Source organism: Devosia psychrophila, assembly GCF_000971275.1.
Classification (GTDB): domain Bacteria; phylum Pseudomonadota; class Alphaproteobacteria; order Rhizobiales; family Devosiaceae; genus Devosia; species Devosia psychrophila.
Window position 1 is genome coordinate 1 of sequence record NZ_LAPV01000047.1, and the last position, 1,172, is coordinate 1,172.

Annotated in this window: 1 protein-coding gene; it reads right to left on the reverse strand. The window is 60.4% G+C overall.

Features of this window, described 5'->3' with window-relative positions; genetic code table 11:
- Nucleotides 1-17: 17 nt before the first annotated feature.
- A protein-coding gene (locus tag WH91_RS23105; RefSeq protein WP_144408346.1) for an IS630 family transposase occupies nt 18-1,084 on the reverse strand; the annotation gives its coding sequence in 2 pieces (ribosomal slippage) (nt 18-580 and nt 580-1,084; 1,068 coding nt in all).
- Nucleotides 1,085-1,172: the final 88 nt, after the last annotated feature.

Consider the following 1,172-nt stretch of genomic DNA (forward strand, 5'->3'; position numbering starts at 1 on the left):
TGTCATACCAACAGTTGTTATGATTGACCGATGTGTTCCCATTTGCGCATGCCGATGGACGAGATGGTTTCGGGCTTGTCGATTAGGTTGTTCCAGGCTTGGCAGTCGGCATCGATGATGGCGTCGTAGTTGTCGAAGACGCGGTTGGAGAGCCAGTTTTGTCTGAGGTACTGCCAGACGTTCTCGACGGGGTTCAGTTCGGGAGAGCGCGACGGCAGGAAGATCAGCGTCATGTTTTTCGGGACGATGAGCTTTTCCGTAGTGTGCCAACCGGCGCGATCGAGCAGCAAGACGGCGTGAGCACCGCGCTGGACGTGCCGGCTGATCTCATCGATGTGGAGATGCATGGCGAAGGTATCGGCATAGGGCAGCGCCAGGCCGGCGCCTTTTCCCTTTGCCGGGCAGATGGCGCCGAACAGATAGAGGTTCCGATAGCGCTGATCCGCCGGTTGCCGTGGCAGGGTTCCACGCTTTGCCCAGAGCCGGACAATCCCGTTCTTCTGGCCGATGCGCGCCTCGTCCTGAAACCAGATCTCGATCGGCTTGCCCTTGGGAAGGTGGCCGATATGAGCCTTCAGCGCCTGGGAGAAGCTTTTTTAAACGCCGCGATCGTCGCTGCGTCCTGACCGGGATGACGCGGGCGGGCGCTTATGTGCGAGAAGCCCAGCTTTTTGAGAAGCGTGCCGACATGGCGCTCGTGATATTGCACCCCAAACCGCTCCTTGATCACACGCTGAAGATCGACCCGGCGCCACCGAACGACACCATCAACCTCCGGATTTGGACCGGTCTCGACGATGGTGACGAGTTCGGCCTTTTGCTCTTGCGAAAGTCGCGACCGCGGGCCGACTGCCCGGTGCTCGAACAGACCATCAGGACCAGCCTCGTTGAACCGATGCACCCAGTCCCGGAGCGTCTGCCGGTCCATGCCGCCAATCAGGGCGGCGTCGGCGCGGTTCATGCCGTCAAGAACCGCCGCCAGTGACAACAACCGTCGGCTCTGATTGGCGTCCTTGCTACGCGACGCCAGGCGCCGAAGCGCCGCAGAGCAATAGTCCTGTCGAAGCCGAACCGATCCAGGCATGGGCGAATCTCCTTCGCCCCCATCGAACCAGCAAGCGTGTCGCTTGGGAATCCCCAGAGAGTCACAACCAAGAGTCGTTGGTATTACC